We start from the raw sequence: 25,409 nt of genomic DNA, 5'->3' as shown, positions 1-25,409 counted from the left end.
AAGTCGACAGGTTAGTCACCGTACACGTTGAAATTAAAGTATTTCTTCGCAATTTTGTCGTACGTACCGTCTTTGCGCATGGATTCAAACGCTTTATCAATGGCCGCTTTCAGCTCGGTGTCATCTTTACGTAATCCTATACCGGTACCGACACCAAAAATCTTGTCATCTTTCACGGCCGGACCGGCAAAAGCGTAGTCTTTACCGACAGGCTGCTTCAGGAAGCCTTCAGCCGCCTGCACTTCATCCTGGAATGCGGCATCAATACGGCCCGCAGTCAGATCCTGGTACACCAGATCCTGGTTCGCATAAGGCGTGACGGTCACACCTTTTGGACGCCAGTACTGGTTAGCATAGGTTTCCTGCGTGGTGCCTTGCAGCACACCGACGTTTTTGCCTTTCAGCGATTCAACCGTCGGCAGAATTTTCGAACCTTTAGGCGCGACTAAACGGGCGTTGGCCGCATAGAGTTTGTCAGAGAAAGCAATCTCTTCCTGACGTTTCGCGGTGATAGAGAGCGAGGAGATAATAGCGTCGATTTTTTTAGCTTTCAGCGACGGAATCAGCGCATCAAAGTCGCTTTCCACATAGGTACATTTGGTCTGAATACGTTTACAGATTTCGTTAGCCAGATCGATATCAAAACCGACTAACTGTCCTTGCGCGTTTTTTGACTCAAACGGCGGGTATGTTGGGTCAGTGCCGACACGAATCGAGGCCGGTACGGCTGCAAATACGCTGGCCACACTGGACAGGCCCAACATTAAAGAAAGAGCCAGAACACGCTTCTTCATAGATTACCCTCAGCAAATTATTGTTATGTGATGCATGATGTGTGTTTGCAACGAACACTGCCATTAACCTGTGCACGTTTCGTGCCAGTTATGCAGGTCTGCCGCGCACCCAGCCCGCCTTTTTTGCCACATAAAGGCTGGGTTTGTGAAAGGAATATATCAGTGAAGTCACAGAGAAAAAGCGATGTTGTGAACTTTTAGTTCATCAAATGCAGGAACAGTGATCGCTCCCGCGCTTTTGCACTAAATAAGTGCACAAGCTGAACCTTATGCACCTTGCCAGCGCACAAACAAATCCTGAGGCAGTTCAATGTCGAACTGATCGATAACCCGGTTAATTGTTTGATCGACCAGTTCGTCAATGGTTGTCGGACGATGATAAAACGCCGGTACCGGCGGCATGATAATCGCCCCTAATTCAGCGGCGGTCGTCATCATCCGCAGGTGGCCAATATGCAGCGGCGTTTCACGTACGCAGAGTACCAGCTTGCGCTGCTCTTTAAGCACCACGTCCGCCGCGCGCGTCAGCAGGGAATCGCTGTAGCTGTGCACAATGCCCGACAGGGTTTTCATTGAACACGGTAAAATCACCATGCCCAGGGTTTTAAACGACCCGGAGGAAATGCTGGCGGCAATGTCGCGCACATCATGAACCACATCGGCCAGCGCCTGAACATCGCGCAGACTGTAGTCACTTTCCAGGCTCAGCGTCTGACGCGCCGCGTGACTGATGACCAGATGGGTTTCCACGTCGCTGACCTGCTGCAAGACCTGCAGTAACCGCACGCCGTAAATCACACCGCTTGCGCCGGAAATACCAATAATGAGTCGTTTCATCGTTCAACCTTGCAGTGGCAAAGTGCACCATAATAGCGCAGCGCGACAAAAAACACAGAGGGCGGGATAAGTCCCGCCCTCTTTTTTTGCATTAGGCCTGATTAGCCTTCGTTATGCAGTTCAAGATTTTCGACTTCGTTCTGCCGCGCAATGGCTTTCGCGTCGTCGTTACGCAGGGATTCCAGATATTCAAGGTAGCCCTGATCCACATCTTTAGTAACGTAAACCCCGTTAAAAACGGAGCACTCGAACTGAACGATATCGGGATTCTCTTCGCGTACGGCTTCGATGAGGTCATTGAGATCCTGGAAAATCAGCGCATCTGCTTTGATAATCTGACGAATCTCTTCGACTTCGCGGCCATGGGCAATCAGCTCAGTGGCGCTCGGCATATCAATGCCGTAGACGTTAGGGAAGCGCACTTCCGGAGCCGCAGAGGCGAGATAAACCTTTTTAGCCCCTGCTTCGCGTGCCATTTCAATAATCTGCTCAGACGTGGTGCCACGCACGATAGAGTCATCGATCAGCAAGACGTTTTTATCGCGGAATTCGGCGCGGTTAGCATTGAGTTTGCGGCGCACGGCGCTGCGGCGCAGCTGCTGACCCGGCATGATAAAGGTACGACCGACATAGCGGTTTTTCACAAATCCCTGGCGGTAAGGCTTATCAAGGATGCGGGCGATTTCCAGTGCCGTATCCATGGAGGTTTCCGGAATCGGAATCACCACATCGATATCCAGATCTTCCCATTCACGGGCAATTTTCTGGCCCAGCTTGGTGCCCATGCGGACGCGCGCGCTGTAGACCGAAATTTTGTCCAGGAAGGAGTCTGGTCGGGCAAAATAGACGTATTCGAACAGGCACGGATTGTTCTTGGGGTTCTCGGCACACTGACGGGTCGAAAGCTGGCCCTGCTCCGTGATGTACACCGCTTCACCCGGCGCGACGTCACGGATGAATTCAAAACCCAGTGTATCCAGCGCGACGCTTTCTGAGGCCACCATATACTCGGTACGGCCATCCGCAATGACGCGTTTGCCCAGCACCAGCGGACGAATCCCGTTAGGATCGCGGAAGGCGACCATGCCGTGACCGATAATCATCGAGACCACCGCATACGCGCCGCGAACCTGCTGATGCACGGCGGCGATAGCGGCAAAAATGTTGTCGGCTTCCAGCGGATAGTGCTGAAAACGATCCAGTTCCTGCGCGAAGATATTCAGCAGGATCTCTGAGTCTGACGTGGTGTTCACATGACGGCGGCCTTTTTCGAACAGCTGCTTACGCAGTTCATGTGCGTTGGTCAGGTTACCGTTGTGTGCAAGAGAAATCCCGTACGGCGAGTTGACGTAGAACGGTTGCGCTTCAGAAGCGCTGGAGCTGCCCGCTGTAGGATAGCGTGCATGACCAATCCCCATGTTGCCTTGTAAACGCTGCATATGACGGGCTTCGAAAACATCGCTGACCAGGCCGTTGGCCTTACGCAGGCGAAAGCAGTTGAGCGCATCAATCGTACAAATGCCTGCGGCATCCTGCCCACGATGCTGGAGCACCGTTAACGCGTCATAGATCGACTGGTTTACCGGCATGAAACCGGTGATACCGACAATACCGCACATGTTGTCATTTCCTCATTAAGCCGTACGCCCGATGGTCTCACCGGGGCAAAAAACTCGACGTGCTTTTCAGGTAGTCAAAAAACCACCTGATTATAGAACTGAACTCGGGAATAAGTTGAGACTGCTGCCAGTCCGGGCTTTTTGAAAAACCCGTGAATGTATCCAGGAAGAACAGCAAAGCGGCTACAATAAGCACACCACGCAAGGCCCCGAAACAAACGCCTAATACCCGATCGGTTCCCGACAGGCCGGTTTTTTCTACCAGCGAGCCGATAACGTAGTTCACTATCGCCCCCACAATCAGGGTCGCAATGAACAGCACCGCAATGGCGATTCCGTTCCGAACCAGTTCGTCGTCAAAACCTGTAAACCAGACAGCAAGGTAGGCATAGTAATGACTGGCGACAAAAAACGCGCATCCCCAGGTAACAAGAGATAAGGCTTCGCGGACAAACCCTCGAACCAGGCTGACCAAAGCCGAAAAACCAACTACCGCAATAATGACGTAATCAATCCAGATCATGAACTCTTCCAGCGCCAGTGCCATTGCACCCCTGCATCCAGTTCGGGGCGCATTCTAACAGAAAAAGAAAACGTTTGCGTAGGGGTTTTCAGGTTCTGCATCCATAAAAAAGGCGAAGAAAAAAACGAACTTCGCCTGTGAGATTGTTATCCGGTTAACCCCTTGAAAAGCCAGGCTAAACGTTGCCCGCCCCGCTTAACCAGGGCTGATTGTCGCTGCCTGTTATTCTTATCGGCAGCGCCAATCGCGGGTTTAACGCGCGCTGTAGGGTTTAACCACGCCGCTTAGACCCGAGACGTTTTTCAGCTCGCCCACTGCCGCCTGCATTTTCGCTTTAGACGCATCCGGTCCCACATAAATGCGGGTGATTTGTCCCTGCACCGGCGTTGACGGCACCGTATAGGCCCGGTAACCCGACAGGCGCAGCTTCGCGACAATCTCGTTGACCTTGCTGGCGTTCTTCAATGCGCCCAACTGGACAACATACGCCTGTCCCGAGGGTTGCGTCTCTTTCGGTTGCTCTGCCGGGGCCGCTTCCTCGGTGCGCGCTGCCTGCTCGGCCGGCCTGGTTTTTTCAACGGGCTTCGCTTGCTCAACCGGTTTGGTTTTCTCGACCGGTTTGCTCTGCGTCTGTTCTACCGGCTTCGGTTTAGCCTGCTCGGTATGTTTCGGTTTTGTCGTCTCAGCTGGTTTTTCTTTCGCTGTCGTCGAATGTACAGGCGGCGGTGATACGACACTCGGCGCACTGTTTTGCTCGGGCTGCGTGCTGCCCTCTTGCGCCTGTGAGTTGCCCCCGTCAGGATGACTTACCGCACTGCCCGCGCCGGCAGGCGGATGGGCTGGCAGCGACTGGGTGACCGGCGGCACCATTTCGCTGTCCTGCTGGTCGTCCGGTTTCGGGACCAGTGGAATCGCCGCAAACTCTTCTTTATAGTGTTTTTTCTTACCATCCAGCAGCCCCGGCAACACAATCACGCCGATGGCCACCAGAATAACGGTACCGACTAAACGGTTTTGAAACTTACTCGCCACGTCCTCTCTCCGTTTCAATCGATTCCATCACCTGCGCGACGGTCAGGAAAGAGCCGCATACCAGGATGATGTCCTGCGGTTCAGCCTGCTGCCGCGCCTGTTGCCAGGCCTGTTCGACATCTGCGAATGCCCGGGCAGACGTTACGTGTGCCATGAGTTGTTCTGCACTGGCACCGCGCGGGCCGGGCAGCGGCGCGCAGTACCAGAAGTCGACCTGCGGGGCCAGCGCGGACAGCGTCCCGGCGATATCCTTATCATGCAGCATCCCGACCACGGCGTGAACGTGCCCCCGCGTCGGCAAGGCAGCCAGGCGCGATGCCAGGTAGCCTGCTGCATGCGGGTTATGCGCCACATCCAGAATCACGCGAGGCGACTCACTGACGGTCTGAAAGCGCCCGGGTAGCACCGCCAGTGGCAGGCTGGCGCGGATATGTGCGTCGCTGACGTTGAGGCCCGAGGCACGCAGCGCCACCAGCGCCGTTGCCGCATTCGGCAGGGGCACCTGCGGCAGCGGTAGATCGCTCAGTTCACCGTGCGCATCGCGCAGAGACCAGCTTTCTGCCTGCGCATGATAGTGCCAGTCACGGCCAAGCTGAATGAGCTGAGCGCCCTTTTCCCTGGCGACATCGGCAATCGTCACCGGCATAGCAGGTTCACCCACCACCGCAGGTTTACCCTGACGGAATACGCCCGCTTTTTCCCGACCAATGCTGTCGCGATCCGGGCCAAGCCAGTCGGTATGGTCCAGCGCAATACTGGTCACCACCGCGACATCGGCATCCACAATATTCGTTGCGTCCAGCCGCCCACCCAGCCCGACTTCCAGAATGACCACGTCAAGCTTCGCCTGCTGAAACAGGTTAAGTGCCGACAGCGTGCCGAATTCAAAATAGGTCAGGGAGATAGTACCGCGTCCCGCTTCAATATCAGCGAAACTGGCGCTGTGTTGCGCTTCACTCAGCTCCTGTCCCTGCACCCGGACACGCTCCGTGTAACGCACCAGATGCGGCGAGCTGTAAACGCCCACGCGATAGCCCGCGGCCATCAACAGGGTTTCAAGCGTCCGACAGGTAGTGCCTTTACCATTGGTACCGGCAACGGTGAAAACAAAAGGGGCAGGCTTCAGCAGGTCCAGACGTTGCGCCACCTGGCGAATACGGTCCAGGCCCAGTTCAATTGCCTGAGTGTGGAGGTGCTCAAGATAATAAAGCCACGTGGCCAAAGGCGACGTGGCTTGAGGGAGGTGAAGATTGTCCATATGTCCCGTTTTGCAAATTTATACCTGGTGAAAGCAACAAGGTATAGGGTGCATGGGTGGAAGGCGCGACCGGCGCGCCTTCTGTCTCCTGTCAGGCCTCGTTACTCTCCGGGTGGGACGTCGCAGGTGCGAACTCTTCACCATCGTGCAACGGTGCCGGCAGGTTCATCATTTTTGCCAGCAGACTTGCCAGTTTAAAGCGCATTTCCGGACGACGAATGATCATGTCAATCGCGCCTTTTTCAATCAGAAATTCACTTCGCTGGAAGCCCGGCGGCAGTTTTTCACGCACGGTCTGCTCAATAACGCGTGGACCCGCAAAGCCAATCAGCGCTTTCGGTTCGGCCACGTTCAGATCGCCCAGCATCGCGAAGCTGGCGGAAACACCGCCCATGGTTGGGTCAGTCAGCACCGAAATATAGGGCAGACCGCGTTCCTGCATTTTCGCCAGCGCCGCAGAAGTTTTCGCCATCTGCATCAGTGACATTAACGCTTCCTGCATACGGGCACCGCCGCTGGCGGAGAAGCAGATAAGCGGACAGTTGTCTTCCAGCGCCTGCTCGACCGCGCGAACAAAACGCGCCCCGACAACAGAGCCCATTGAACCGCCCATAAACGCGAACTCAAAGGCCGCCGCGACAACCGGCATACCGTGCAGTTGGCCTTTCATGACGATCAGCGCATCTTTTTCATCTGTCGCTTTTTGTGCCGCAACCAGACGATCTTTGTACTTTTTGGAATCCCTGAACTTCAGCAGATCTTTGGGTTCCAGCTCGCTGCCCAGTTCAACCAGCGTGCCCTGATCGAGCAGGCTCGCCAGACGCTCACGGGCGTGCATGCGCATGTGGTGGTCGCACTTCGGGCAGACCTCAAGATTACGCTCCAGCTCGGCACGGTAAAGTACCTGGCCACAGCTGTCGCATTTCGTCCACACTCCTTCCGGAATGTTGGCACGACGTGCAGGCGTAATATTGCTTTTATTAAGAATGCGTTCAATCCAGCTCATTGATGACCTTTCTGTTAAAAACTGACCTGGTCCAGTCGTCTTGATGCTGCTGAAAACCGCTTCAGCAGACGGTAAATGTCGCTCATTAAACCACAACCAGTTAAGACTGTGGATAAAAATCTGGTCTTACCCCTGAGCGGTAAGCCTGCTCAGGGTTAATTTTGCTGCTTAGCCTGGCGGCGATGACGCCAGATTTCGATAATGCCCGGCAGAACCGATACCACGATAATGCCCAGGATGAGCAGCTTAAGATTTTCCTGCACCACTGGCAAATCGCCAAACAGATAGCCTGCATAGGAAAACAGCAGCACCCATGCCAGCGCACCGGTAACGTTAAACAGGGCAAAATGCCGATAGGACATGTGGCCCATGCCGGCGACAAAAGGGGCAAAGGTACGCACAATCGGCACGAAACGGGCAAGAATAATGGTTTTTCCACCATGACGGGTATAAAACGCATGGGTTTTATCCAGATAGCTGCGGCGGAAAATTTTCGAGTTCGGGTTGCTGAACAGGCGTTCACCGAACAGTTTACCGATGGTGTAGTTCACCGCATCACCCAGGATCGCCGCGATAACCAGCAGCGCGACCATCAGGTGGACGTTCAGATCGTTACCGGGCAATGCCGCCAGTGCCCCCGCGACAAACAGCAGCGAGTCGCCTGGCAAAAACGGCGTGACCACTAAGCCGGTTTCGCAGAATAAAATCAGGAACAAAATGGCGTAAATCCAGATGCCATACTGCGCGACTAATTCGGCCAGATGCACATCAATGTGCAAAATAAAATCGACCACAAAATGGATGAACTCCATAACGATCCCTTTAGCTAAGGTTGATTAATCCGCGAGGAACAACGGCCCCATCGGCGGCTGAGGTAAAGCAAAGTGCGCGGGATAATCCACCGCCACCAGGTAAAGCCCTTCGGCTTTTGCCGTGGCCGCCGCCAGCGTGCGATCTTTGGCGGCCAGCAGTTCTGCCATCCAGGATTCTGGCTGATTACCACAGCCAATTTCCATCAGACTACCGACAATGTTGCGCACCATATGGTGCACAAAAGCGTTGGCTTTAATGTCCACAATGACATAGGGCCCGTGACGACTGACGTTCAGGTGCATCACGTTGCGCCATGGCGTACGCGACTGGCACTGTACGGCGCGAAACGAGGTGAAATCGTTCTCGCCCAGCAGGCTCTGCCCGGCACGCTGCATCTTTTCCACATCCAGCGGATAGTAAAAGTGCGTCACGCCCTTGCCCAGGATAGCCGGGCGTAAGCGCTGGTTGTAAATCAGGTAACGGTAACGCCGGGCTGTGGCGCTGAAACGTGCATGAAACTCGTCCGGCACGGCTTTCACCCAACGTACAGCGATATCGTCCGGCAGATTGGCATTGACACCCAATGTCCAGGCGGCATCCGCTCGCTGCGCCACGGTCTCAAAATGCACCACCTGTCCGGTGCCGTGCACGCCAGCATCGGTACGCCCGGCGCAAAATACGCTCACCGGATGGTCTGCGACCTTCGACAGCGCCCGCTCCAGCTTTTCCTGCACGCTGCGCACTTCCTGCTGCCGTTGCCAGCCGTAGTATCGGCTGCCGTCGTACTCGATGCCCAGTGCCAGCTTTCTTGTCTGACCTTCCGACATCAGTACATATACTCCTGCACCAGCTTCTCTGCGGTTTTCACCGCCATCAGCGCGCCACCGAAACGAACGTTGTCCGCCACGGACCAGAACTGCAACAGCTCCGGAATACCGTAGTCATTACGTACACTGCCGATACTCAGCGCATCGCTACCTGAGGCATCCGTTACCGGCGTGGGAACGTCCTCTTCGTCGCTCAGGCGAATATCGGCGGCCAGGGCCAGCTCTGCTCTGGCTTCGTCTGCCGACAGCGGGCGCAGATTTTCAATGTGGACGATCTGGGCATTGCCATAAAACACCGGTGCCTGAACGCTGCTGACCGCCACGGGCAAACCGTCGTCCTGCAACACTTTGCGCACCTGATCAACCAGGCGACGCTCGCTCTCCACGCTGCCCTCTGCATCGGCCTGTTGTGGCAGCAGGTTAAAAGCCAGCTGACGACCAAAATGGTGGTCATCCGCCGGTACGCCGTTCAGCAGGCGGGCGCTCTCCCCGGCCAGCGCATCCACAGCCACTTTGCCGTGCGTGGAGACGGAGATCAGATTGGTGACCTGCAAACGGCCTAAACCGGCGGCATCGACCAGCGGTTTGATAGCCGTCAGCAGTTGGCTCACCAGATTATCGGCCACGCTGATGATATTGCGATTACGGTAATCGGCCAGCACCTGCGGATTCACATCCGGCACCACCAGCGGCACATCCGGCGACAGGGCAAACAGCTCACTGCTGTCGATAACCAGGCAACCCGCACTCGCCGCCTCTTCCGCATAACGGGCCGAGGCGTCACGACCGGCAACAAAGAAGGCCAGCTGCGCCTGTGACCAGTCAAACTCCGCGGCGTTTTCAACCCGCAGAGAGCGCCCTTCAAAACGTTTACTTTCACCGGCGCTGTTATCGCTTGCCAGCAAATACAATTCACCAACCGGGAACTGGCGTTGAGCCAGCAGTTCCAGTACAGCGTTCCCTACTGCGCCTGTTGCGCCAAGAAGCGCAATATTCCAGCCGTCAGACATGTTGGTTTACCTCAGACAATGACATAAAAACAGAAGGCGGTGATGTCACCGCCCAGGGATTCAGATTTATCCCTGCACCTGTGCCCGCGTTTTACGCAGGCTGACAATCAGGTGGAGGATAATACGGCGTTAAAGCCCAACTGAGTGAGCATTTCTGCGGTCGCGGCCTCATCGCAGTTCACCTGCAATGATGACCACTCGCGACGCTCTTCATACTGCTTGCGCAGGCGGTCAAATTCACCCGGTTTTGCCGCCACTTTTCGCAGGGGCGCATCATCGCGGCGCACATCATACACCAGATGCACAAGACGTTTCAGCGTTGACTGATCGAGCGGCCCATTCAGGCTGATCTGGCTGAACTCTGGCGTAGGCAACAGGCTGCTCAGGGGCACCTGCTGCGGCTGACCAATAAAGTCGCACCAGGCTTCGAACACTTGGGTGGTGCCGCGCGCCTTGCCCTCAAGGGTGTAACCGGCAATGTGCGCCGTGGCGATATCAACCCGATCCAGCAACGCGAGGGAGAGATCCGGCTCCGGTTCCCAGACGTCCAGCACCACGCTCAGATCGTGACGCAGGTTCAGCACCTCAAGCAGTGCGGCATTGTCGACCACCGGGCCACGGCAGGCGTTAATCAAAATCGTCTTCGGTTTCAGAGCCATCAGCAGCGCGGCATCGGCCAGATGCCAGCTTTTATAAGGGCCCGATTTAAACAGCGGCGTGTGAAAGGTCAGAATATCGGCCTGCTGCACCAGCGCATCAAGCGAGAGAAACTCGCCGTCGTCACCCCGATCGGCACGCGGGGGATCGCATAACAGGGTTTTCACGCCCCAGGCTTCCAGCCGCTTCTGCAGGCGTCCGCCCACATTTCCCACGCCCACGATGCCAACAGTACGATCGCGCAACTGGAAACCGTCCCGCTCTGCCAGCAGCAGCAAGGCAGAAAACACGTATTCAACCACCGCAATCGCGTTACAGCCGGGGGCCGCAGAGAAGGCGATGCCCACCTGCTGCAGCCACGCTTCGTCAATATGATCCGTGCCCGCCGTGGCAGTGCCGACAAACTTAACGGGTTTGTCCTGCAACAACGCGGCGTTGACCTGGGTGACGGAACGCACCATCAGACCATCGGCATCCGCCAGCTCGGCTTCAGGAAGCGGTCGGCCAGGTACGGCGACCACATCGCCCGTACGACTAAAGAGTTCACGGGCATACGGCATATTTTCATCGACGAGAATTTTCACCACGGCTTTCCTGTCTGTGTATTGAAGGCCGCTATTCTGGCACAAAAGCCTGACATTCGCCTAACCACGCAGTGCAGGGGCGGGTAAGGCTGGCAGAAAGGGGCATCACAGGCGTACACTGCCGCGGGTCTGAGACGGGAGCCTTGTTATGGTCTTTTTATTTCCGCTGTTTGCGGTGTTGATTTGGTCGGTTAACGCTATCGTGAATAAATTATCGGCAGGTGCCATTGAGCCTGCCGCAATTTCGTTCTATCGCTGGCTGCTGGCGTTGCTGGTGCTGACGCCTTTTGTCCTGCCGGGCGTGCTGCGGCAATGGCAGACGATCCGGCCGCATCTGGGACGACTGATGATTCTGGGCCTGCTGGGCATGGCGCTGTATCAGAGTCTGGCCTATTACGCCGCCCATAGCGTGAGTGCCCTGTTTATGGGCATTATCGCCGCGCTCATCCCGCTACTCACCGTGCTGCTCAGTGTCCTTATTCTGCGGATTGCCCCGACCGTGGGGATTCTGGCCGGCAGTCTGATCTCCTTCTGTGGCTTAATCTGGCTGGTCAGTGAAGGCAATCCTGACCAGCTGCTGCATCACGGCATCGGTACGGGCGAAGCCCTGATGCTGGCGGCCTCAGCCTGCTATGCGCTTTACGGCGTGATGACAAAACGCTGGTCGATTCCCCTGCCCGTCTGGCAGAGTCTGTATGTGCAAATTGCCGCTGGCGTGATGCTGTTGCTGCCCGGTTTTCTGATGACACCGGATGTCTCGCTCACGCCACGGAATCTTCCCCTGGTGGCCTTTGCCAGCCTGTTCGCCTCCATTCTGGCCCCGTGGCTGTGGATTCATGGCGTACAAAAGTTGGGGGCCAGCATCACCAGTATTTTTATGAATCTGACACCGCTCTTTACCGCCCTGATTGCGGTGCTGTTTTTGCATGAACATCTGCACAGCTATCACTGGATTGGCGGCGGTCTGACGCTGGCAGGCGTTCTGCTGGCACAGCGTCTGCGCAGGCCGTTAACGCGACGGGAATCGCTTAAGGCCGATCCGCATTAAACCGGATAGTGACACGCAGCCCACCGAGTGACGGGCTGCTATCCAGCGTGACGGTTGCGCCATGCCAGGCGCAAATATCGTGCACCAGCGCCAGCCCGATACCTGCTCCCGTCTGCATCGCGGCGTTATCCAGCCGGATAAATGGCCGTAAAGCGCTTTGCTGCTCTTCCGGGCGAATGCCCGGCCCTGAATCCTCAATGTATAATCTGCCGCTCTCCAGGCGCGCCGTCACCGTACCCTGCACCGGCGTATAGGTAATAGCGTTATCCAGCAGGTTGGCGCACAGCTCGCCCAGCAGCAGCGCATCGCCTTTGACGTCGCCGTGCGCATCACCTTCGTAACCCAGGTCAATCTGTTTCGCACGCGCAGCCGCATAGCGGCTCAGGCACGCCTCGCGCACCACCGTCGCCAGATCCACTTTCACCATGGGTTTATCTTCGCCGTGTCGGGCTTTGATACGCGCCAGTTGCAGCAGCCGGTCGGTAAGCAGGATGGTGTCATCCAGCGTGTAGCGCATGCTCTGCAGGCTTTCCCGCCACTGTTCGGGCTGATGGCTGTCCAGCGCCGTGCCGATCTGGGTTTTCAGAATGGTGAGCGGCGTGCGAAGCTGATGAGCGGCGTCGGCGCTGAACCGATCCTGACGCGCCAGCAATCCCCGCAGCCGTTCCAGATAGCGATTAAATGCCACGATAAGCGGCTGTAGCTCCGACCACGGCAGGGACGGCAGCGGCGTCAGTTCAGCACCATCGCGACGCAGCACAATGCGGGACAGACGGCGTAAAGGCCGCAACACCCGGCGTAGCATCAGGCTTGCCAGCAACACGGCAATTAACACCAGCGCGCTCTGGCTGAGCAAAGCCGTGCGCATCAGCCCTTTCGCGAAAGCCTCACGGGAATGGATGGTTTCCGCGACCAGCACCAGCGCCATACCTTCCGCGCCCGTCTCGCTGACGGGCTGCCACAAGGCCGCCACCCGGATGCGCTGCTTTTGATAATAGCCGTCATAGAAATGGACCAGCGCGGGATAGGTCTCTGACATCGCGCTGGTGACGGGGATCGGGGGAAGCCCGTCATAGCCGGACAGCGTTTTCCCCTGAGGCGAAATCACCTGATAAAACAGGCGATCATTCATGTTGCGCTCAAAGCTGTCGAGCACCACCCAGGGCACGTCGACCTCCAGGTGTTGGTTACGCACCACCAGCCGTTCAGCGACTGTGCGCGCCGAGGCCAGCAGAGAGCGATCGTAGGCCTGATTCGCCGCCGCCAGTCCGCTCTGATAGTGCGTGTAAACAGAAAGCACCCACAGCAGGGAAAGCGGCAGCCCCAGCCAGGCCAGTAACTCGCCCCGTAGCGAGGTGATCAGTCGCATGCCAGGGTTTCCAGGCTGTAGCCCAGTCCGCGCAGCGTCACAATGCCCACGTTACTGCCCGCCAGCTTTTTGCGTACCCGGTGTACATACAGCTCGATGCTTTCCGGGCTGGCGTCATCCGCCAGGGTGAAGGTTTGTTCATACAAATGCTGCCGCGAGACCGGGCGGCCCCGACGCTGCATCAGCGTGGTCAGTACGCTGGATTCACGCGGTGTCAGCGCGAGCGGTTTCTCTGCCAGCAAAAAGTAGCCTTCACCGTTCAGCACCAACTGGCCCAGGGTCTGGTGCCGGGCCGAGTGTCCCTGCGCACGACGCAGCAACGCACGCAGGCGCGCATCCAGCTCATCCAGTTCGAAGGGTTTGGTCAGATAGTCATCCGCGCCGGTATTCAGGCCGCGCACGCGGTCGTCCAGCGTCGTGCGTGCGGTCAGCAGCAACACCGGAACATTTTGTCCACGCCGACGTAACCGGGTTAACACCTCAATGCCGTCCAGACGCGGCAGGGAAACATCCAGCACAACCAGCGCATAATCTTCACTTTGCAGGCTGTGATCCGCCGAAACGCCGTCCGCGACCCAGTCCACAGCAAACCCTTTTTGCGTTAACGCCTTCTGTAACCATCGCGCCAGCTCGGCCGTGTCTTCCACCAGTAAGAGACGCATATCACATCCTTTCACTAAACCTGATGGCTGAAAGGTAAATGAAAGGTTACCGATTTAACAATTCAATAACGCCGAATTGTCGGTAGTAATCACACTCTGAAAGAAAGATGGAGCGCACGATGAAAAAAATAATCCACACCGCCCTCGCCTCTGCCCTGTTGGCTCTCATGTTGCCGTCGCCAGGTAATGCCGCTGCCCCCGACAGGACCGAATGCATTGCCCCCGCCAAACCGGGTGGCGGTTTCGATCTGACCTGTAAGCTGATTCAGGTTTCACTCATGGAAACCAAACAGATCGAAAAACCGATGCGCATTACCTACATGCCTGGCGGCGTGGGTGCTGTGGCCTATAACGCTATTGTGGCTCAGCGCCCGGCTGAAGCAGGCACTGTGGTCGCCTTTTCGGGCGGCTCACTGCTGAATCTGTCGCAGGGAAAATTTGGTCGTTACTCGGTCGATGATGTGAAGTGGTTAGCGGCCATCGGCACAGATTACGGCATGATCGCCGTGCGGGAAGACGCGCCGTGGAAAAATCTGGGCGAATTAATGGCGGCCATGAAGGCAGATCCGACCAAGGTGGTGGTCGGTGCGGGTGCCTCCATCGGCAGTCAGGACTGGATGAAAACCGCGCTGGTGGCGAAAGAAGCCGGTATCGATCCGCGTAAGATGCGCTATGTCGCCTTTGAAGGCGGGGGCGAAGTCGTCACCGCGTTGTTGGGCAATCATATTCAGGTGATGTCGGGCGATCTCAGCGAAATGGTGCCGCACCTGCAAGGCGGTAAACTGCGCGTCCTGGCGGTGATGGCCGACAAGCGTCTGCCCGATCAGCTGGCCACGATTCCGACGGCGAAAGAGCAAGGGTTTAACGTGGAATGGCCCATTATTCGTGGCTTCTATCTGGGGCCGAAGGTCAGCGACGCGGATTACCAGTGGTGGCAGAACGCGTTCGAAAAAATGGTGCAAACGCCCGAATTCAGGCAACAGCGCGAACTGCGTGGCCTGTTTGAGTTCAATCTCTTTGGCGCAGAACTGGATAAATACGTGAAGAATCAGGTGGCCGCTTACCGTGAGCAGGCGAAATCCTTTGGTCTGGCTAAGTAACCGGAGCGCATCATGAGCGATCGTATTTTTGCCACGCTGTGGCTGGTGTTATGTCTGGCAGGGTTAGTTGTCGCCTGGCAAATCCAGAGTGAATACAGTTATGAACCCGTCGGCCCGCGGCCTTTTCCGCTGGCGCTGCTCACCCTGATGGCGCTGTGTGCCGTCATGCTGCAACTGAGAAAGCCCGATGCCATCCAGTGGCCCGCACCGCAGACGATGAAACGTCTGGTGGCGCTGGCCGTCATGCTGTTCGTGTATGGCTGGCTGTTTGAACGTCTGGGGTTCCCGCTATCCACCGCGCTCCTGACCTTCGGCATCGGCATGCTGTTTGGCGCGCGCTGGTGGGCCGCCGTCCTGTCCGGCGCGGTTATGGGGTGGGCGCTGTTTTACGCCTTTGACCATCTGCTGGATGTCACCCTGCCGGCTGGCAGCCTGATGAGCTAAGGAGAGAAAAATGGATATCTGGTCTTTTCTCATGCAGGGTTTTGCCGTTGCCATGACACCGCAAAACCTGCTGATTGCCTTAACTGGCTGCTTTATCGGAACGATTGTTGGCCTGCTGCCCGGTCTGGGTCCGATCAACGGCGTGGCCATTCTGATGCCGCTGGCCTTTGCGCTGCACCTGCCTGCGGAGTCTGCCCTGATTTTACTGGCAACGGTGTATCTGGGCTGCGAATACGGCGGACGCATCTCGTCGATACTGCTCAATGTGCCGGGCGACGCTGGCGCGATTATGACCGCGCTGGATGGCTACCCCATGGCACAGCAGGGAAAAGCGGGCGTAGCGCTGTCTGTCTCTGCCGTGAGTTCGTTTGTCGGCTCCACCATTGCGATTATCGGCATCATCCTGTTCGCCCCGCTGCTGGCGCGCTGGTCGCTGGCGTTTGGCCCGGCGGAGTATTTTGCGCTGATGGTGTTTGCCATTGCCTGCCTGGGCAGCATGATGAGCCAGAATCCGCTCAAGTCATTTCTGTCCGCCCTGATTGGCTTAAGCATGGCGACCGTTGGCGTGGATGCCAACACCGGCGTTTACCGCTTTACCTTTGACAGCGTTCACCTCTCCGACGGCATTCAGTTTGTCGTGGTGGTCATTGGCCTGTTCTCGGTGAGCGAAATTTTGCTGATGCTGGAATCCACCCATACGGGACAAAAGGTGGTACGCGCCAGTGGCCGCATGATGTTCAACATGAAAGAAGCCGCTCAGTCGACCGGGGCGACGCTGCGATCATCGTTTATTGGTTTCTTTGTCGGTGTCTTGCCCGGTGCCGGTGCCACCATCGCCAGCGCAATCGCCTACATGACAGAGAAAAAAATCAGCGGCAGCGACCAGTTTGGTAAGGGCGATATTCGTGGTGTCGCTGCGCCGGAAGCCGCCAACAACGCTTCGGCGTGCGGATCGTTTATTCCGATGCTGACGCTGGGCATTCCGGGCTCTGGCACCACCGCGGTGATGGTCGGCGCGTTGACGCTATATAACATCACGCCCGGTCCGGCGATGTTTACCGAACAGCCGGATATCGTCTGGGGGCTCATTGCGGCGCTGTTAATTGGCAACGTGATGCTGCTGATTATGAACATCCCGATGATCAACGTGTTCGCGCGCATGCTGACCATTCCGCTGTGGTTTCTGGTACCGGCCATTGCCGCCATTTCTGCGGTTGGCGTTTACGCCGTACACAGCACCACCTTTGACCTGCTGTTGATGGTCGGGCTTGGTGTTTTTGGCTATATCCTGCGAAAAATGGACTTCCCGATGTCACCGCTGATCTTAGGTTTCGTGTTGGGCGAAATGCTGGAGCAGAACCTGCGCCGTGCGCTGTCTATCAGCAATGGTGAAATGGCGATTTTGTGGGAGAGCCCGATTGCCAAAGTGCTGCTGATCCTGGCCGTGGCGGTATTGATTGTTCCGTTTGTATGGAAACGTCTGCGCCGTAAAGCCACGCCTGCGCATCAGTAAGTAAATCTTTGGTTGAAACACATCAGCCCCGTGGATTTCCAGGGGGCTTTTGTTATCATAGCGTATTCTGTTTCCGGCGCACCCCACGCTAGTCTGTTTTCCAAGGAATCCGCCATGCAACCTGTCAGCGGCCCCGGTGTGCCGGTCGGCGATCGTTCATCTGTTAATCCCCAAACTGACACTTCACGTCCGGGCAGCGTTGCCGGTGAACAACCGCTGTCGCCTGCCCAGCGTACGACGCTTGAGCGTTTGATCGTGCGCATCATGTCCCTCAGCACGTTAAAAGCGCCGGAGCTCTGGGCTGGGCTGCGCCATGAAGTGGGTGTGAAGAGTGAAGCGGAACTGCAGTCGCGCCACTTCCCGGCTGCCGAGCAGTTTCTCAACGCCCGCCTTGCGCAGGTGCAAAATGGCCATGCCACACGTCAGCTGATGACGCAACTGACCGAATTGCTGCCGAAAGGAAACAATCGTCAGGCTGTCAGTGATTTTATCCGTCAGCAGTTTGGTCAGACGGTGCTGAGTGCCCTGACGCAGGACCAGCTGCGTCAGGTGTTAACCATGCTGCAAAATGGTCAGATGGCAATCCCCCAGCCGCAACAGAGCCGCACCAGCGATCGCTCTCTGCTGCCCGCCGAACACCAGGCGCTGAATCAGCAGATCGTCCGCCTGGCGGCCGCCACCGGCGAATCCAGCGGCAAAATCTGGACGGCGGCGCTGAAGCTGGTGAACCTGACCAGTGGCGATCCGATTCCTTCACGCCATTACCCGTTACTGACTCAGTATCTCCAGGTGCGCCAGACGCTGAGCCAGCACAGCGCGCCAACGCTGCAGCTGATTGAAAGCTCACTGAAACATCCTCTGGACAAGCGTGAGCAGCAGATGCTGGAGGATTACAGCCAGCAACGGTTCCAGGCTACCCCGCAGACGGTGTTGACGCCGACCCAGACGCAGGACCTGCTTAACTTCCTGTTTTCACGGCGCGCAGAGCGAGCCCATGAGCAGGCGCTGGCCGACAGTGAGTTGAATCCTCACCCCATCTGGGCACCGATTTCCGCCTCGCTGCCGCCCGCGCTGAAACCGCTGGCTGAGCGCCCCTTACTGGCCGCGGTCGTCGGGCTGATCGTACTGGCCTTTCTGCTCTGGCTGGTGCTGTAAGTCAGCAACCACAGGATGCCGCAGCCGTTGTCTGCGGCCATTCGCCCGCCTCATCGCCCCATGCCATGGGGTGACCATCCCGCTTCCAGAAATCCAGCCCCCCAGTCAGCTCTTTCACCTGAAAGCCCAACAAGGCTAACTGATGCGCCGCTTTGGTTGAGCCATTGCAGCCAATCCCATCGCAGTAGGTGACGTACACTTTATTGCGATCCAGGCGGGCCGTGCTGGCTTCGTTCATTTCCCGGTGCGGGAAAGAGATCGCGCCACAGATATGACCGCCGCGATATGCCTCTGCCTGGCGCGCATCCACGACCATAATCCCCTGAACCTGACGGGAAAGATCCTCAGCCAGATCCCAGGCATCGGTGTAATACGCCAGTTTAGCCTGCAGATACGCTACGCTTTGCGACGGTGAGGCGGGAGGGAAACGTAAAACGGATGACATCGGCATTTCTCCTGTTGTGTGATGACGGCAGTGTACGGCAAAGTGGATGCCTGACTAAGACCCATCTGAACCTGTTGATAAGACCATTATGTCGTCACCGCTTCTGCAACTGTTTCATCATCAGACCACGGGCGGTCTGCGTGACCGCCTGTGCGCCACGCTGCGTCAGTGGATAGAAACCGCGCACATTCAGGCCGGACAGAAACTGCCCTCTACACGTCAGCTGGCCACGGATTTAACGCTGTCACGCGTGACGGTGGAAGCGGCTTACGCCCAGCTCGAAAGCGAGGGTTATCTGCGGCGGGAAACAGGCCGGGGCAGTTTTGTTGCCATCACTCTCCCTGACAAAGCTCCCCGCATTCGCGCCAGCCGCATGGCCCGGTTGTCACGACGCGGCCAGCAGGTCCTGGCGACAGGCGGCTGCCAGGACGCGCCGTTTCCCTGTGCGTTTGCAGCGGGTTCTCCGGAGTTGCGGGCGTTTCCTCATGCGGTCTGGCGGCGGTTAACCGCACGTATCCAGCACAGCGCAGGCCAGAGCGTGATGGGCTATGGCGATCCGTCAGGCTATATGCCACTGCGCCACGCGCTGGCTGATTACCTTGCGTTGTCGCGCGGCATTCACTGCCAGCCTGAGCAGGTCGTGATTCTGACCAGCTCGCAGCAGGCCCTTCAGCTACTGGCGCTGATGCTGGTCGACCCTGGCGATAACGTGTGGATGGAGGAGCCGGGTTATGCGGGCGCACGCAACGCCTTTCTGGCTGCGGGTGCCCGCGTGAGCGGAATAAGTGTGGATGGCCAGGGCGCCGTCCCTCAGCCTGGCGCGGCAAAGCTGATGCACCTGACGCCCTCCCATCAGTATCCGACAGGTGTTGCCTTGAGTCTGCCACGTCGTCTCGCCTGGCTCGACTGGGCTCGCCGCAACGGTAGCTGGCTCATCGAAGACGATTATGACAGTGAGTTTCACTATGATGAGCGCCCCGCCCCCGCGCTGCACGCACTCGACAGGGATCAGCGGGTGATAACCTTAGGCACGTTTTCAAAATCCCTGTTCCCGTCCCTGCGCCTGGCATGGATGGTCGTGCCCGAGGCGCTGGTGGAACCCTCGGGTCGCGTACGCAGCATTCTGGATGGTCACAGCGCCCTGCTTCCCCAGGCGGTGACCGCCGCGTTTATGCAGCAGGGGCACTTCGCCAGTCATCTGCGCCTGATGCGTCAGCTTTACCAGAGCCGTCGCGATCGCTTACTGGAACAGATTGAACAGCGTCTGACGCCGTGGCTCACCCCCTTTCCCTGTCCGGGCGGACTGCAACTGGCTGTTAACCTGTTACAGGGGGATGAAGGCGCTTTGACCGTACAGGCGGCAAACGCGGGCTTACTGTTACCCCGGCTCAGCCCGCTGTATAGCGAAAAAACAAACCGGCAAGGCTGGCTATTAGGTTTTGCGGCGCTCACGCCGGATGAAATTGTGGCGGGATGTGACAGTCTGGTCAGGCTGCTGTCACGCAGCGCATCCCGTCAACGTGACTAATGGACCGAAACAAAAAAGGCCGGCAATCGCCGACCTTTTGGATGTGTGTGCGTCATGCTGCGCGCAACATGACGCTTCGCCACACTTATGCCTGGTATTTACGCAGGGTCAGGGTGGCGTTGGTGCCGCCGAAACCAAAGCTGTTAGACATCACGGTGGTAAGGGCTTTTTCCGTCGGCTCAGTCACGATGTTCATGCCTTCTGCCGCGGCGTCCAGCGAGCTGATGTTAATGCTTGGGGCGATAAAGCCGTGCTCCAGCATCAGCAGTGAGTAAATCGCTTCCTGCACACCCGCCGCTCCTAAGGAGTGGCCGGTCATGGCTTTGGTCGCAGAGATGTACGGTGTGTTTTCGCCAAACACTTCACGAATAGCACCCAGCTCTTTGACATCGCCCACTGGCGTAGAGGTACCATGGCTGTTCAGATAGTCGATTGGCGTGTCCACGCCCTGCATCGCCATCTTCATGCAGCGTACAGCGCCTTCACCTGACGGTGCGACCATATCAGCACCATCAGAGGTGGCACCGTAGCCCACGATTTCAGCATAGATGTGCGCGCCACGAGCCAGCGCATGTTCCAGCTCTTCCACCACGACCATACCGCCGCCGCCTGCGATAACGAAGCCGTCGCGCTCGTTGTCATAGGTACGTGACGCTTTTTCTGGCGTGTCGTTGTAACGGGTCGACAGGGCGCCCATCGCATCGAACTCACAGGCCATTTCCCAGCACAGCTCTTCGCCGCCGCCGGCAAAAACGATATCCTGCTTGCCCAGTTGAATCTGCTCAACCGCGTTACCAATACAGTGTGCAGAGGTCGCACAGGCTGAACTGATAGAGTAGTTTACGCCGTGGATTTTAAACGGTGTGGCCAGGCAGGCAGAAACACCGGATGCCATCGCCTTGGTCACCACATAAGGGCCAACGGCTTTCAGGCCGCGTGGGCTGCGCATCGCATCCGCGCCAAAAACCTGAAAACGTGGAGAACCGCCGCCGGAACCTGCAATCAAACCTACGCGAGGGTTGTTCTGGTAGGCTTCGTTGCTCAGGCCAGAATCTTTGATAGCTTCTTCCATTGACAGGTAAGCATAGATGGACGCATCACTCATGAACCGCACAATTTTGCGATCAATGAGGCCGGTGGTATCGAGTTTAACGTTACCCCAGACGTGACTACGCATGCCGGAATCTTTCATCTCCTGGGAAAAAGTGATGCCTGAGCGGCCTTCACGCAGAGATGCCAGCACCTCTTGCTGGTTATTACCAATACTGGAAACGATCCCTAAGCCAGTAATCACAGCACGTTTCATTCAATCTTCCTCAACACTTCTGTTATTTGACGAGCACTCTAGCTTACACTTGTACGCCGAACAAGTCCGATCAGCCAATTCCTTTGTAAATTTGCGTCATCTTCCCCCGGCCGATAAACTCCTGCCATTCCCTGAAAAATGAGCCTTTACTGTGAAACTGTCTCCGGTTGAACATGCCCAACTGAGCTGGAATGAACAGGGTACACCTGTTTCCCGAGCCTTCGGCGACGTCTACTTTTCCAACGACAATGGTCTGGAAGAGACGCGCTACGTGTTTCTGGGTGGCAATGATTTCCCCCAACGATTTCACCACCATCCACGCGACCTGCTGATTGTGGCCGAGAGCGGCTTCGGCACTGGCCTTAACTTTCTTACGCTCTGGCAGGCGTTTGACCAGTTCCAGCGTCATCATCCCGATGCGGCGCTGAAGCGACTGCATTTCATCAGCTTTGAAAAATTTCCGTTGACCCAGGCCGATCTGATGGCGGCCCATCAGCACTGGCCTGAACTTGCGCCCTGGGCCGACCAACTTCAGCGTCAGTGGCCATTGGCCCTGCCCGGCTGCCAGCGGCTGTTATTAGATGCCGGTTGCATCACGCTGGATCTGTGGTTAGGCGATATTAATGCGCTAATTAATAATTTTGATGACAGTCTGCATCGTCAGGTCGACGCGTGGTTTTTAGATGGCTTTGCGCCGTCGAAAAATCCCGATATGTGGACGCCGGAACTGTTTCAGTCGATGGCGGCGCTGGCCCGGCCAGGGGGCACATTTGCCACCTTTACGGCCGCCGGTTTCGTACGTCGTGGCTTGCAGGAAGCGGGCTTTGCAGTCACGCGCCGTAAAGGATTTGGTCCAAAACGGGAAATGCTGTGCGGCTCGCTTGAACAGGCACCAGCACAGTGCCCGCGCCAACCCTGGTATGCCCGGCCTGCGCCGTCTGAGAAAGAGGTTGCTCTGGTGGGCGGCGGTATCGCCAGTGCGACGCTGGCCCTGGCTTTACTGCGCCGCGGCTGGCGCGTTACGCTGTATTGCGCCGACGAAGCCCCCGCGCTGGGCGCATCCAGCAATCGTCAGGGCGCACTATACCCTTTGCTTAATCAGCACGATCCGGCGCTTGCCACCTTTTTCCCCGCCGCCTTCACGTTTGCCCGTCGCCTGTATGACGCGCTGGATCTGCCGTTCGAACACGACTGGAGCGGCGTCCTGCAGCTCGGCTGGGACGATAAAAGTGCCAGCAAGATTGAACAGATGCTGGCGATGGGATTACCTGAAGAGATTGCCCATGGCGTGACGCAACAGGAAGCCGAGGCGCTGGCGAAGGTTGCGCTGCACTGCGGCGGCATCTATTACCCGATGGGCGGCTGGTTAGCCCCGGCCGAACTGACCTCTTCCCTGCTGTCCAGGGGCGAGCAACTGGGATTGCGTGTACACTGGCTGCATCGCGTCACCGCGCTCAGTCAGAATGCGCAGGGCTGGACGTTAACCTTTAGCGAGCAGCCCGATGTGCATCACGCTGCCGTGGTGTTGGCGAACGGCCATCACCTCACCGACCTGCCCCAGACCGACGCGCTGCCCGTGTATCCGGTGGCCGGTCAGGTCAGCCATGTTCCCGTATCGCCTGCGCTGTCGGCGCTCAGGACGGTGCTCTGCTACGATGGCTATCTCACGCCCGCCAGTCCCCAGTTTGCGACGCACTGTATCGGGGCCAGCTATCACCGGGGCGAGACCTCCACCGCCTTTCGTGAAGCGGATCAGCAGGAGAATCACCGCCGCCTGCAGCATTGCCTGCCGCACAGCGACTGGGTTAATGCGGTGGATGTCAGTCAGAACGCAGCGCGCAGCGGCGTACGTTGTGCCACGCGGGATCACTTACCGATGGTGGGCTGTGTGCCGGATTACGCAGCGACGCTTGCGCTTTATGCCGATCTGGCGCAGCAGAATGCCCGCGGAGCGGCGATCCCAGCGGCGCCGTACTTTCCCGGCCTTTATCTGTTCGGCGCACTTGGCTCGCGCGGGCTGTGCAGCGCACCGCTGGCGGCAGAAGTCCTGGCGGCACAGCTGAGCGGCGAACCTCAGCCGCTGGATGCCAGCACGCTGGCGGCGCTGAATCCTAATCGTTACTGGGTCAGAAAGCTGCTGAAGGGCAAAAAAGCGGGGAAATAGCACCAGGGCGGCATGCCGCCCTGCTCAATCAGGCAGTCTGCTGACGCGCCTGTAAAAACAGATTATCCCACATGCCAATGACCAGCGCCTGATCCCGTGGCGATAACTCTCCGGCGGCAATGGCATTTTGCAGGCTGCGGGTGACCTGAATCTGCAGCGCCTGCGGCGTGTGGTCATCCAGTTGCTCCACTTCCGCGACTGCCAGGGTTAAATGGCCACGCAGATAACCGCTGGCAAACAGCTCATCGTCACTGGCGTGCTCAACCATATCGTCAATCAGGGCCAGAATACGCGCTTCAAATTCTGCGATCATCTCAATTCCTCTGTTAAATAATCCCTTCTGCATTACACATCTTCCGGCCATGGAAACTGTGATGCGGTCAGAGAAGGCCTGCCATAAAATTCAGCCAGGGCTGAAATAAAGCGTGCGGGACGGGCAGGAATGCCCGACGCCAGGTAGCTCATGACCTGGGCATGAACTTTACGCTGAAAAGCAATGCGATCGGGCTCACAATCGCCATCGAGATTGTCACAACTGACATTGAAGGGAAAGCCTGCGGCAACGCAAAACATCCACTCCAGGGCCTGCGGCTTCACCTCAACCGATTCAAACTGGCTTTGCGTTTGCGCATCCCGCCCGTCCGGGCAATACCAGTAGCCAAAATCGACTAACTTGCGCCGGGCTTCACCGGCAATGCACCAGTGCGAAATTTCATGCAGCGCACTCGCGTAAAAACCATGGGCGAACACCACCCGGTTCCATGGTGATTCGCTGTCTGCAGGAAGATAAATCGGTTCATCATCGCCTTTAATTAGACGGGTCTGAAAGTCTTCGCTAAAGCAGCGGTCAAACAGCGTAATGAGCTGCGGGTAGTCATGTGTTGTCATTCAATATTCACGTAAAGTATTACAGATTCAGCGCCGCCAGCCAGGCCAGAACCTCACTGCCGTGGCTGTCCCAGAGCAATTTTATGCTCATGACCGCCGAAACGATCACCACCATCGGACGAATCAGCTTTTGCCCACGCGCCAGAACCAGCCTTGCGCCCAGTCGTGCGCCACAGACCGCGCCCAGCATCATGATCAGGCCGGTGCCCCACACCACTTTCCCGCCAAAGATAAAGAACAGCAGGCTGCCGAAATTTGAGGTGAAGTTAAGCAGTTTGGCATGCGCAGTCGCTTTCGCCAGGTTAAAGCCACACAGCGTCACAAAGCCCAGCGCATAAAACGAGCCAGCTCCCGGGCCAAAAAAACCATCATAAAAACCGATACAGCCGCCGCCGATAAGGGCAAAAGGCAGCCCCCTGAGACGATGCACCCGGTCTTCCTCGCCAATGCGCGGCATTAACAAAAACCACATACCGATGGCGATCAGCAGCAGCGGCAGGATTTGCCGCAGGAAATCGGCCTGAAGATGCTGAATCAGCACCGCGCCGCCCACCGCGCCCAGAAAGGTCATGGCGATATTCAGCCGTTGCTCACGCAACGTAATGGCTCCCCGCCGTACAAAATACAGGCTGGCAGAGAAAGAGCCGCCGACCGACTGGAGTTTGTTGGTCGCCAGCGCCTGCGCCGGCGACAGCCCTGCCGCCAGAAGAGAAGGAAGCGTGAGCAGGCCACCGCCGCCCGCAATCGAATCAATAAATCCAGCCAGTAACGCAATAAAAAACAGCAGGACAACCGCCAGCGGGCTGGCAATGAACCACTCCATGGGA

At 57.3% G+C, this 25,409-nt stretch carries 25 protein-coding genes; 7 read left to right on the top strand and 18 right to left on the bottom strand.

Annotated features, from left to right (window positions below; translation table 11 throughout):
* Nucleotides 1-11: 11 nt before the first annotated feature.
* The 11 genes from argT to pdxB all read right to left on the bottom strand — a co-directional run bounded on the left by argT (nt 12) and on the right by pdxB (nt 10,960).
* Complete coding sequence (gene argT / locus RAC60_RS18525; RefSeq protein WP_006120054.1) at nt 12-794, bottom strand: lysine/arginine/ornithine ABC transporter substrate-binding protein ArgT; 783 nt, start codon at nt 792-794, stop codon at nt 12-14.
* A gap of 267 nt (nt 795-1,061) precedes the next feature.
* Entirely contained in the window at nt 1,062-1,631 is a 570-nt protein-coding gene (locus RAC60_RS18520) for a UbiX family flavin prenyltransferase (protein ID WP_006120055.1), read from the bottom strand.
* Between the two features lie 101 nt (nt 1,632-1,732).
* Nucleotides 1,733-3,250 carry an amidophosphoribosyltransferase gene (gene purF / locus RAC60_RS18515; RefSeq protein WP_033740671.1) on the bottom strand — a complete coding sequence of 506 codons (1,518 nt, stop codon included), beginning with the start codon at nt 3,248-3,250 and terminating at the stop codon, nt 1,733-1,735.
* Nucleotides 3,251-3,287: 37 nt separating this feature from the next.
* Nucleotides 3,288-3,773 (bottom strand): colicin V production protein, encoded by a 486-nt coding sequence (gene cvpA / locus RAC60_RS18510; protein WP_026021019.1) that lies wholly within the window; start codon nt 3,771-3,773, stop codon nt 3,288-3,290.
* Nucleotides 3,774-4,025: 252 nt separating this feature from the next.
* Nucleotides 4,026-4,805 (bottom strand): cell division protein DedD, encoded by a 780-nt coding sequence (dedD, locus tag RAC60_RS18505; protein WP_033740672.1) that lies wholly within the window; start codon nt 4,803-4,805, stop codon nt 4,026-4,028.
* Complete coding sequence (gene folC / locus RAC60_RS18500) at nt 4,795-6,063, bottom strand: bifunctional tetrahydrofolate synthase/dihydrofolate synthase (RefSeq protein ID WP_262959319.1); 1,269 nt, start codon at nt 6,061-6,063, stop codon at nt 4,795-4,797. The genes dedD and folC overlap by 11 nt, the downstream gene beginning before the upstream one ends.
* Nucleotides 6,064-6,154: 91 nt before the next feature.
* Complete coding sequence (gene accD, locus RAC60_RS18495) at nt 6,155-7,069, bottom strand: acetyl-CoA carboxylase, carboxyltransferase subunit beta (protein ID WP_033740674.1); 915 nt, start codon at nt 7,067-7,069, stop codon at nt 6,155-6,157.
* Between the two features lie 155 nt (nt 7,070-7,224).
* The gene (locus tag RAC60_RS18490) at nt 7,225-7,881 is read right to left on the bottom strand and encodes a DedA family protein (RefSeq protein WP_205955521.1); all 657 of its coding nucleotides are present in this window, start codon (nt 7,879-7,881) and stop codon (nt 7,225-7,227) included.
* Nucleotides 7,882-7,905: 24 nt separating this feature from the next.
* Nucleotides 7,906-8,709, bottom strand: a complete 804-nt coding sequence (gene truA, locus RAC60_RS18485) for a tRNA pseudouridine(38-40) synthase TruA (protein ID WP_006120062.1) — start codon at nt 8,707-8,709, stop codon at nt 7,906-7,908.
* Nucleotides 8,709-9,719 carry an aspartate-semialdehyde dehydrogenase gene (locus tag RAC60_RS18480; protein ID WP_039339710.1) on the bottom strand — a complete coding sequence of 337 codons (1,011 nt, stop codon included), beginning with the start codon at nt 9,717-9,719 and terminating at the stop codon, nt 8,709-8,711. The genes truA and RAC60_RS18480 overlap by 1 nt, the downstream gene beginning before the upstream one ends.
* Nucleotides 9,720-9,826: 107 nt before the next feature.
* Complete coding sequence (pdxB, locus tag RAC60_RS18475; protein WP_110268189.1) at nt 9,827-10,960, bottom strand: 4-phosphoerythronate dehydrogenase PdxB; 1,134 nt, start codon at nt 10,958-10,960, stop codon at nt 9,827-9,829.
* Nucleotides 10,961-11,108: 148 nt separating this feature from the next.
* On the opposite strand from pdxB, the gene RAC60_RS18470 reads away from it, so the two are divergent.
* Nucleotides 11,109-12,008, top strand: a complete 900-nt coding sequence (locus RAC60_RS18470) for a DMT family transporter (RefSeq protein ID WP_375094128.1) — start codon at nt 11,109-11,111, stop codon at nt 12,006-12,008.
* Here RAC60_RS18470 and RAC60_RS18465 read toward each other — a convergent pair.
* Both RAC60_RS18465 and tctD read right to left on the bottom strand, forming a co-directional pair.
* A complete protein-coding gene (locus RAC60_RS18465) occupies nt 11,989-13,377 on the bottom strand; it encodes a sensor histidine kinase (RefSeq protein ID WP_033740683.1) in 1,389 nt (462 codons plus the stop codon). The genes RAC60_RS18470 and RAC60_RS18465 overlap by 20 nt on opposite strands.
* On the bottom strand, nt 13,368-14,039 hold the full coding sequence (gene tctD / locus RAC60_RS18460; protein ID WP_033740685.1) for a transcriptional regulator TctD: 672 nt from the start codon (nt 14,037-14,039) through the stop codon (nt 13,368-13,370). The genes RAC60_RS18465 and tctD overlap by 10 nt, the downstream gene beginning before the upstream one ends.
* Nucleotides 14,040-14,158: 119 nt before the next feature.
* Between tctD and RAC60_RS18455 the strand changes: the two genes are divergently transcribed.
* From RAC60_RS18455 to flk, 4 genes are all read left to right on the top strand, one after another.
* Complete coding sequence (locus tag RAC60_RS18455; protein ID WP_039339716.1) at nt 14,159-15,139, top strand: tripartite tricarboxylate transporter substrate binding protein; 981 nt, start codon at nt 14,159-14,161, stop codon at nt 15,137-15,139.
* A 12-nt stretch (nt 15,140-15,151) separates the two neighbouring features.
* Nucleotides 15,152-15,583 (top strand): tripartite tricarboxylate transporter TctB family protein, encoded by a 432-nt coding sequence (locus RAC60_RS18450; protein WP_375094127.1) that lies wholly within the window; start codon nt 15,152-15,154, stop codon nt 15,581-15,583.
* Nucleotides 15,584-15,593: 10 nt separating this feature from the next.
* Complete coding sequence (locus RAC60_RS18445) at nt 15,594-17,096, top strand: tripartite tricarboxylate transporter permease (RefSeq protein ID WP_033740688.1); 1,503 nt, start codon at nt 15,594-15,596, stop codon at nt 17,094-17,096.
* A 114-nt stretch (nt 17,097-17,210) separates the two neighbouring features.
* Nucleotides 17,211-18,251, top strand: a complete 1,041-nt coding sequence (flk, locus tag RAC60_RS18440) for a flagella biosynthesis regulator Flk (protein ID WP_033740689.1) — start codon at nt 17,211-17,213, stop codon at nt 18,249-18,251.
* A 1-nt stretch (nt 18,252) separates the two neighbouring features.
* Here flk and RAC60_RS18435 read toward each other — a convergent pair whose 3' ends face one another.
* Nucleotides 18,253-18,696, bottom strand: coding sequence for a rhodanese-like domain-containing protein (locus tag RAC60_RS18435; protein ID WP_375094125.1), 444 nt, complete (start codon nt 18,694-18,696; stop codon nt 18,253-18,255).
* A gap of 88 nt (nt 18,697-18,784) precedes the next feature.
* On the opposite strand from RAC60_RS18435, the gene RAC60_RS18430 reads away from it, so the two are divergent.
* The gene (locus tag RAC60_RS18430) at nt 18,785-20,224 is read left to right on the top strand and encodes a PLP-dependent aminotransferase family protein (RefSeq protein ID WP_375094123.1); all 1,440 of its coding nucleotides are present in this window, start codon (nt 18,785-18,787) and stop codon (nt 20,222-20,224) included.
* An 85-nt stretch (nt 20,225-20,309) separates the two neighbouring features.
* Here RAC60_RS18430 and fabB read toward each other — a convergent pair whose 3' ends face one another.
* Complete coding sequence (gene fabB / locus RAC60_RS18425; protein WP_033740697.1) at nt 20,310-21,530, bottom strand: beta-ketoacyl-ACP synthase I; 1,221 nt, start codon at nt 21,528-21,530, stop codon at nt 20,310-20,312.
* Between the two features lie 151 nt (nt 21,531-21,681).
* On the opposite strand from fabB, the gene mnmC reads away from it, so the two are divergent.
* A complete protein-coding gene (mnmC, locus tag RAC60_RS18420; RefSeq protein WP_375094122.1) occupies nt 21,682-23,694 on the top strand; it encodes a bifunctional tRNA (5-methylaminomethyl-2-thiouridine)(34)-methyltransferase MnmD/FAD-dependent 5-carboxymethylaminomethyl-2-thiouridine(34) oxidoreductase MnmC in 2,013 nt (670 codons plus the stop codon).
* Between the two features lie 28 nt (nt 23,695-23,722).
* On the opposite strand, the gene RAC60_RS18415 is transcribed toward mnmC, so the two are convergent.
* The 3 genes from RAC60_RS18415 to RAC60_RS18405 are packed head-to-tail and all read right to left on the bottom strand — an operon-like array spanning nt 23,723 to nt 25,405.
* Nucleotides 23,723-24,007 carry a YfcL family protein gene (locus tag RAC60_RS18415; RefSeq protein ID WP_006120077.1) on the bottom strand — a complete coding sequence of 95 codons (285 nt, stop codon included), beginning with the start codon at nt 24,005-24,007 and terminating at the stop codon, nt 23,723-23,725.
* Nucleotides 24,008-24,039: 32 nt separating this feature from the next.
* A complete protein-coding gene (locus RAC60_RS18410) occupies nt 24,040-24,582 on the bottom strand; it encodes an elongation factor P hydroxylase (protein WP_039339723.1) in 543 nt (180 codons plus the stop codon).
* Nucleotides 24,583-24,601: 19 nt separating this feature from the next.
* Nucleotides 24,602-25,405: a sulfite exporter TauE/SafE family protein gene (locus tag RAC60_RS18405; RefSeq protein ID WP_375094121.1), complete on the bottom strand. Its 804-nt coding sequence runs from the start codon at nt 25,403-25,405 to the stop codon at nt 24,602-24,604.
* Nucleotides 25,406-25,409 lie beyond the last annotated feature (4 nt).

The organism is Pantoea sp. BR_17 (assembly GCF_041955125.1).
Classification (GTDB): Bacteria; Pseudomonadota; Gammaproteobacteria; order Enterobacterales; family Enterobacteriaceae; genus Pantoea; species Pantoea stewartii.
The sequence above is the reverse complement of the archived record's forward strand: the minus strand, read 5'-3'. Positions and strand labels throughout refer to the sequence as shown.

Coding starts and splice junctions, on each gene's coding strand:
- RAC60_RS18450 (WP_375094127.1), top strand. CDS start 15,152: ATGAGCGATCGTATTTTTGCCACGCTGTGGCTGGTGTTATGTCTGGCA.
- flk (WP_033740689.1), top strand. CDS start 17,211: ATGCAACCTGTCAGCGGCCCCGGTGTGCCGGTCGGCGATCGTTCATCT.
- RAC60_RS18470 (WP_375094128.1), top strand. CDS start 11,109: ATGGTCTTTTTATTTCCGCTGTTTGCGGTGTTGATTTGGTCGGTTAAC.
- fabB (WP_033740697.1), bottom strand. CDS start 21,530: ATGAAACGTGCTGTGATTACTGGCTTAGGGATCGTTTCCAGTATTGGT.
- RAC60_RS18455 (WP_039339716.1), top strand. CDS start 14,159: ATGAAAAAAATAATCCACACCGCCCTCGCCTCTGCCCTGTTGGCTCTC.
- RAC60_RS18465 (WP_033740683.1), bottom strand. CDS start 13,377: ATGCGACTGATCACCTCGCTACGGGGCGAGTTACTGGCCTGGCTGGGG.
- RAC60_RS18405 (WP_375094121.1), bottom strand. CDS start 25,405: ATGGAGTGGTTCATTGCCAGCCCGCTGGCGGTTGTCCTGCTGTTTTTT.
- RAC60_RS18480 (WP_039339710.1), bottom strand. CDS start 9,719: ATGTCTGACGGCTGGAATATTGCGCTTCTTGGCGCAACAGGCGCAGTA.
- RAC60_RS18445 (WP_033740688.1), top strand. CDS start 15,594: ATGGATATCTGGTCTTTTCTCATGCAGGGTTTTGCCGTTGCCATGACA.
- RAC60_RS18435 (WP_375094125.1), bottom strand. CDS start 18,696: ATGTCATCCGTTTTACGTTTCCCTCCCGCCTCACCGTCGCAAAGCGTA.
- folC (WP_262959319.1), bottom strand. CDS start 6,063: ATGGACAATCTTCACCTCCCTCAAGCCACGTCGCCTTTGGCCACGTGG.
- purF (WP_033740671.1), bottom strand. CDS start 3,250: ATGTGCGGTATTGTCGGTATCACCGGTTTCATGCCGGTAAACCAGTCG.
- RAC60_RS18490 (WP_205955521.1), bottom strand. CDS start 7,881: ATGGAGTTCATCCATTTTGTGGTCGATTTTATTTTGCACATTGATGTG.
- RAC60_RS18520 (WP_006120055.1), bottom strand. CDS start 1,631: ATGAAACGACTCATTATTGGTATTTCCGGCGCAAGCGGTGTGATTTAC.
- RAC60_RS18410 (WP_039339723.1), bottom strand. CDS start 24,582: ATGACAACACATGACTACCCGCAGCTCATTACGCTGTTTGACCGCTGC.
- tctD (WP_033740685.1), bottom strand. CDS start 14,039: ATGCGTCTCTTACTGGTGGAAGACACGGCCGAGCTGGCGCGATGGTTA.
- truA (WP_006120062.1), bottom strand. CDS start 8,709: ATGTCGGAAGGTCAGACAAGAAAGCTGGCACTGGGCATCGAGTACGAC.
- RAC60_RS18430 (WP_375094123.1), top strand. CDS start 18,785: ATGTCGTCACCGCTTCTGCAACTGTTTCATCATCAGACCACGGGCGGT.
- RAC60_RS18415 (WP_006120077.1), bottom strand. CDS start 24,007: ATGATCGCAGAATTTGAAGCGCGTATTCTGGCCCTGATTGACGATATG.
- argT (WP_006120054.1), bottom strand. CDS start 794: ATGAAGAAGCGTGTTCTGGCTCTTTCTTTAATGTTGGGCCTGTCCAGT.
- cvpA (WP_026021019.1), bottom strand. CDS start 3,773: ATGATCTGGATTGATTACGTCATTATTGCGGTAGTTGGTTTTTCGGCT.
- accD (WP_033740674.1), bottom strand. CDS start 7,069: ATGAGCTGGATTGAACGCATTCTTAATAAAAGCAATATTACGCCTGCA.